The 5,071-nt window shown below is 55.7% G+C and carries 7 protein-coding genes; 3 read left to right on the top strand and 4 right to left on the bottom strand.

Annotated elements, in window-relative coordinates:
• Positions 1–117: 117 nt before the first annotated feature.
• Positions 118–270: a hypothetical protein gene (locus tag V7730_RS21930; protein ID WP_335749685.1), complete on the bottom strand. Its 153-nt coding sequence runs from the start codon at positions 268–270 to the stop codon at positions 118–120.
• Between the two features lie 153 nt (positions 271–423).
• Positions 424–660: a hypothetical protein gene (locus V7730_RS21925; RefSeq protein ID WP_335749684.1), complete on the bottom strand. Its 237-nt coding sequence runs from the start codon at positions 658–660 to the stop codon at positions 424–426.
• A gap of 156 nt (positions 661–816) precedes the next feature.
• Between V7730_RS21925 and V7730_RS21920 the strand changes: the two genes are divergently transcribed.
• A complete protein-coding gene (locus V7730_RS21920) occupies positions 817–1,521 on the top strand; it encodes a Crp/Fnr family transcriptional regulator (RefSeq protein ID WP_335749683.1) in 705 nt (234 codons plus the stop codon).
• Between the two features lie 150 nt (positions 1,522–1,671).
• Here V7730_RS21920 and V7730_RS22815 read toward each other — a convergent pair whose 3' ends face one another.
• Positions 1,672–1,965: an STAS/SEC14 domain-containing protein gene (locus V7730_RS22815; protein WP_443070267.1), complete on the bottom strand. Its 294-nt coding sequence runs from the start codon at positions 1,963–1,965 to the stop codon at positions 1,672–1,674.
• 20 nt (positions 1,966–1,985) lie between these two features.
• Between V7730_RS22815 and V7730_RS21915 the strand changes: the two genes are divergently transcribed.
• The gene (locus V7730_RS21915; RefSeq protein WP_335749682.1) at positions 1,986–2,471 is read left to right on the top strand and encodes an oleate hydratase; all 486 of its coding nucleotides are present in this window, start codon (positions 1,986–1,988) and stop codon (positions 2,469–2,471) included.
• On the top strand, positions 2,419–4,008 hold the full coding sequence (locus V7730_RS21910) for an oleate hydratase (protein ID WP_335749681.1): 1,590 nt from the start codon (positions 2,419–2,421) through the stop codon (positions 4,006–4,008). Before V7730_RS21915 ends, V7730_RS21910 begins: the two co-directional genes overlap by 53 nt.
• Before the next feature lie 71 nt (positions 4,009–4,079).
• Here V7730_RS21910 and V7730_RS21905 read toward each other — a convergent pair.
• On the bottom strand, positions 4,080–5,071 hold a 992-nt coding region (locus tag V7730_RS21905), incomplete at its 5' end, for an SLC13 family permease (RefSeq protein ID WP_335749680.1).

Genomic DNA, 5,071 nt, shown 5'->3' with positions numbered 1-5,071 from the left:
AAGTGGCGCACTTTCTCTCCGGCGATTGGTGCAGTTTTAGTCCGGCGTTGACATAAGACCGGCTAGAAGGCCCCAAAACGCACCACCGGTGGCACCTACGGTCCACATATTGACCATCTAGTCCAGCTTGATGTTCTGATCTTTGTCCGCCGTTGCGATAACTGCATCGGCAATATCGACAAGATATTCCTTTGCCATTCCAAAGAGTTCTTTTCGCGCGGCCTCGGCTTCGGCGGGCGTGTCATATGCAACGACAATGAGTTCAGACATTCGATATTCCTTTGTGTAGCGGCCATCATTCCAGGTGCCCACCGTGGCTGAAGTTGCGTGAGCTGGTTCAGCGCGGCTGTGGTCAGGGTCTGTGCTATGACGGCACCAATCCGCTTGGGCTGCCAAACTGTCGCAAATGGTGAAACGCCTCAATCAGGGTCTACGGACAGAATTTCCACCTGTGATGATCCGGTTGATCAGTGTGGCGACGGCGGTGTGCTCCTCGATCTCTATGTCGGACCCCCCCGCATTTTCATGTGTGGCGGATGCATCTTTGAGAATGCCCATGATCTCACTTTCTGGCAGGACCTTCGCATCGTTCAGCGCAAGAAGCAGCGCTTCGCAGATTGATAGGGCGGCCACACCAGAAGTCGTGCTATGATTAAACATACTGTTTTTACCTCTCAGAATTATTGCGCTCGCGCAGTGGGCCTGCGCAGCGGTACACGCAGTCTTTCAAAGATTCTGTACCTTTGGGCTGATCGACATCAGTCGCGGTCGGTTTCGCTTGGATAAGTGACCAACACGATTTGTGAAAAGGGGCACATGATGCAGATTAAGCCACTCGCGCGCAAACTGGGCGCTTTCGTCGCATTAACAGATGCTGAACTGTCCGTACTTGACGGTCTGCACAAGCGCCGTCGCACCTTTGTCGCAGGACGCGATCTGGTGCATCAAGGGCAATCGGATCAGGCTGCGTCCATCCTCATTTCTGGCTGGGCCTGTTCTTACAAACTTCTGGAGGATGGTCAGCGGCAGATTGTCGATTTCCAGATCCCTGGCGATTTTCTGAGTTTGCGGAGCGTTGTGTTGCACATTTCCGATCACAGCATAGAGCCTGTTCCGGACATCGAAGTAACGGAAGTGAATATCTCTGATCTTATGAAGGCGTTTTCCGACACGCCTCGGCTGGCCACTGCCGTGCTTTGGGCTGCGTCACGTGACGAGGCAATGGTGGTCGAGCATTTAATCAATATAGGACGTCGCGAAGCGGAGGTCCGTGTGGCGCATTTCTTGTTGGAGCTTGGTGCGAGACTTGCCCTTGTCGGCTTGGGTAGCAAGGCGGGCTATGCTTGTCCTCTGACACAGTATCTGATGGCCGATGCACTGGGGCTTAGCTCTGTCCACGTCAATCGGGTTCTGCGAAAGTTCCGCGAAGGTTTCGTAACGTTCTATAACTATGACCGTCTGGTCAAATTTGCAGATTTCGAGATGACTTATCTGGACCAGATCGGGCCGTTACTGGCGTGAAGTCGCGGCCAGATTGAGTTGTGCTGAAGTCCGGCCAGTGTGAGTAAGAAGTTGCGACTGCTGAAATCCTTTCAACTTTCCGCTGTTTTTGGGGTGTCCTATGGGACTGTGACCACCCTAAACGGTCGACCTTTTTGATGCTGAGCACACCTATGTTTTGATCCCGGCCGTGGCGGCGTCTTCGTCGCTGAGATGAAATACCGCTAGTTCCATTGGAAAGAGCGGTCCCATGACTCTTGATCCGCGTCGCAACCGTTCAATATCTGTGACGAGGGCGCATTTTGAGAAACTGAGCGGGTGCTTTAAGCCGAACCGAAGATCATCACATGTAGCGCACAGGGTAATCCAGATCAGTGTGCGTTCCGGTCTTTTCCGATTTGATGTGGTCAGCCCGAAAGCGGGGTCGCAATCGCCGCTGCGTCTGGACGTAACGGTCCGGTTCATTTCTAAACGAGGAGACCACCATGGATCACCCTGATATTCCAATGACAGACAGCTCTCGCTTCCGGACACATATTGATCTCATGGCTGCGCAAGCTGTGGAAGTCGCTCCTGACGCATCGTCCCGGCATTTGCACAACGGCCTTGATACGCTGTTGCCACCCGCTGACCTGCACGGGAGCTATACCAATAATCGCCCGCTTCCAACGAAAGGCATTGCGGACCGCCATGCCTATATTGTCGGCAGTGGAATCGGCGGCCTGACCGCCGCCTTCTTCCTGATCCGAGACGGTCATATGCCCGGCGAAAATATCACCATCCTTGAATCCCACAAGATCGAGGGCGGCGCGCTTGATGGGGCTGGCAATGCCGAGGATGGTTATGTCGTCCGCGGCGGTCGCGAGATGGAGTTGACCTATCAGAACTTCTGGGATGTATTTCTCGGAAATACCGGCTTTGGAACTGCCCGCGCCTTTCACGGTGCTCGACGAATTCCGGATCGTGAATGATGCCGACAAGAACTGCTCGAAGGCCCGGCTTCTTGAAAAACAGGGCCAGATCAAGGGTTCCTCGATCATGGGCCTGAGCAAGTTGCAGCAGCTTGAACTGGTGCGGCTTTTCCTTGCCCGAAAGGAAGACCTTGACGACGTCACCGTTGAAGACTGGTTCAGCGAAGACTTCCTGAAGACCAACTTCTACACGTTCTGGCGCACCATGTTCGCCTTTCAGAACTGGCATTCGGTGCTGGAAATGAAGCTGTACATGCATCGGTTCCTGCATCTGATGGATGGGCTGAACGACATGACCGCGCTCGTCTTTCCGAAATACAATCAATACGATAGCTTCATCGTGCCCTTGATTGCGTGGCCGAAGGACCGGGGCGTAAAAATCCAATACGACACAATCGTGTCTGACGTCGAGATGGACAGCGAGGGCGAAACCCGGACCACAACGGCAATTTGGTGCCACACGGGTAGCGGCGAGACGACGATAGCGGTTGGTGCGAAGGATCTGGTCTTCGTGACCATTGGGTCTATCGTTGAGGTCACGGCCTTTGGGGATAATGATACGGCCCCAAAGCTTAGAGTGAACTTACCGGACCCGGGTGTTGGCGCAAGCTGGCGGTTGTGGGAAAACCTCGCCCGGAAATCACCCGCCTTTGGACGACCAGATAAATTCTGTGGCGATTTGCCGAGGTCAACCTGGGAATCGGCGACGCTGACTTGCAAGCCATCACCACTGATGGACAAGCTGAAGGAGCTGTCGGTCAACGATCCCTATTCCGGCAAGACGGTCACGGGGGGCATTGTCACCATCACGGACTCTGCGTTGCTGATGAGCTTCACGATCAACCGCCAACCGCATTTCATGGATCAGCCAGATGATGTTATCGTACCCTGGGTCTATGCGTTGCTGATGGATCAACCGGGCGATTACGTTAAAAAGCCGATGCCGGACTGCACGGGCCGCGAAATCCTGACCGAGCTGTGTTATCACCTTGGCCTTATTGATCAGGTCGAAGAGGTAATCGCGGCCACCAAAGTGCGCACCGCGCTGATGCCCTATATCACCGCACAGTTCCTGCCCAGATCCCGCGGCGACCGTCCATGGGCCGTGCCGAAGGGGTCCACAAACTTGGCATGTCTCGGCCAGTTTATCGAAACCCACAACGACGTCGTATTCACGCTGGAAAGCTCGGTACGCACGGCGCGCATCGGCGTTTACAGCCTGCTTGGTCTCAAGAAGCAGGTGCCCGACATCTACCCGGGCCAGTATGATATCCGCCGCCTGCTAAGGGCAACGCGAACGCTGAACAACGATGAGGCGTTTTTGGGCGAAGGGCTCCTTCGCCGCCTTTTAGGGGGAACTTACCTTGAGAACATCCTGCCGCTTGGGCTGGATGAAGGGACTTCTGATTTGCGCAAACATGGGTTGTTCGAGTTGCAAATGAGCGCCCTGCGCGGACTGATCGAAGAAAGCCACACACTGGAAACCGCGAAGACGTGGGCGCAGGGTGTGATAGACAAACTACGCGCGCGTCGGTGAGGCAATAGCTTGGACCTGCCGGATCTTGCTGTCACATGTCAATTGATCGTGAGAGGTCTGCCCATGCGGATTCAGAGCTGCCAGATGATCAACAACAGGGGCATACTGACGGCGACCACGATGACCTCGACCAGAAGTCCCAGCCGCCAGTAATCACCGAACCGGAAGCCGCCGGGGCCAAGGATCAGCGTGTTGTTTTGATGTCCGATAGGCGTGAGAAAGGCGCAGGATGCGCCAATCGCCACTGCCATCAGGAAGCTGTCCGGATTGACGCCAAGAGTGGCGGAAATGCCCAGGGCGATGGGGCAGAGGATGGCCGCAGTGGCGGCGTTGTTCATCACGTCCGACAGGAACATTGTGGTGATCAAGACCACTGCCAAGGCGGCGATGGGGTTACCTTGCGCAATGGTCCCGACCAGAAACCGCGCCAGCAGATCCGCGGCGCCAGTCGTCTGCATCGCGCCCGCAATGATCGCCATACGTTTGTCGGGGATGCGCAACTCACGCTCACCCAGCGGCACGCAGCCCGTATCGTTGATGAATTCGGCCATCATCTCGGCCGGACCCTGCATCAGTAGCAGGTCGCCGGATTTCAGTTTCAGCTTGCGAAGCCGCGCCTGTGGTTGGCGTCCTTCGCGCGACACGGCAAGCAGATTGAGCCCATAGCTCGTGCGCAGCCTCAGATCGCTGGCTGAACGCCCGGCAATGGTCGCGCATGGTAGAATGGCAAGTTCTCGTAGGATGATATCCTCGTCACGCTCATCGCTCTCATCGGCGTCCTCGACCTTGTCAGCCTTTCTGATGGCGGTTTCGGCCTTGGCCGCTTTTGATGTCTTTTCGGACGCCTCGTCTGCCTTTTCGTCTTTACTATCCGAGGCAGTTTTCTGCGCCTCAAGCTCGATGCCAAAGACTGATAGCGCCTCGGCGAGCGCGTCTACATCGGCCTGCAGCACCAGAACATCACCCGCGTGGATTTGGCGCGCACCATGCGGCGCGGTTATGCGCACTTCGCATCTGACCTGAGCCGACTTTGTTGCACAAATCGGCCTGATGTCAAACTGCC

Source organism: Sulfitobacter sp. (assembly GCF_036961165.1).
Taxonomy (GTDB): domain Bacteria; phylum Pseudomonadota; class Alphaproteobacteria; order Rhodobacterales; family Rhodobacteraceae; genus Sulfitobacter.
This window is presented reverse-complemented; position numbering and strand designations above follow the sequence as displayed.

Excerpts from the sequence above, each read along its gene's own strand:
- V7730_RS21930 (WP_335749685.1), bottom strand. The coding sequence starts at position 270 with ATGTCTGAACTCATTGTCGTTGCATATGACACGCCCGCCGAAGCCGAG.
- V7730_RS21925 (WP_335749684.1), bottom strand. The coding sequence starts at position 660 with ATGTTTAATCATAGCACGACTTCTGGTGTGGCCGCCCTATCAATCTGC.
- V7730_RS21920 (WP_335749683.1), top strand. The coding sequence starts at position 817 with ATGATGCAGATTAAGCCACTCGCGCGCAAACTGGGCGCTTTCGTCGCA.
- V7730_RS22815 (WP_443070267.1), bottom strand. The coding sequence starts at position 1,965 with ATGAACCGGACCGTTACGTCCAGACGCAGCGGCGATTGCGACCCCGCT.
- V7730_RS21915 (WP_335749682.1), top strand. The coding sequence starts at position 1,986 with ATGGATCACCCTGATATTCCAATGACAGACAGCTCTCGCTTCCGGACA.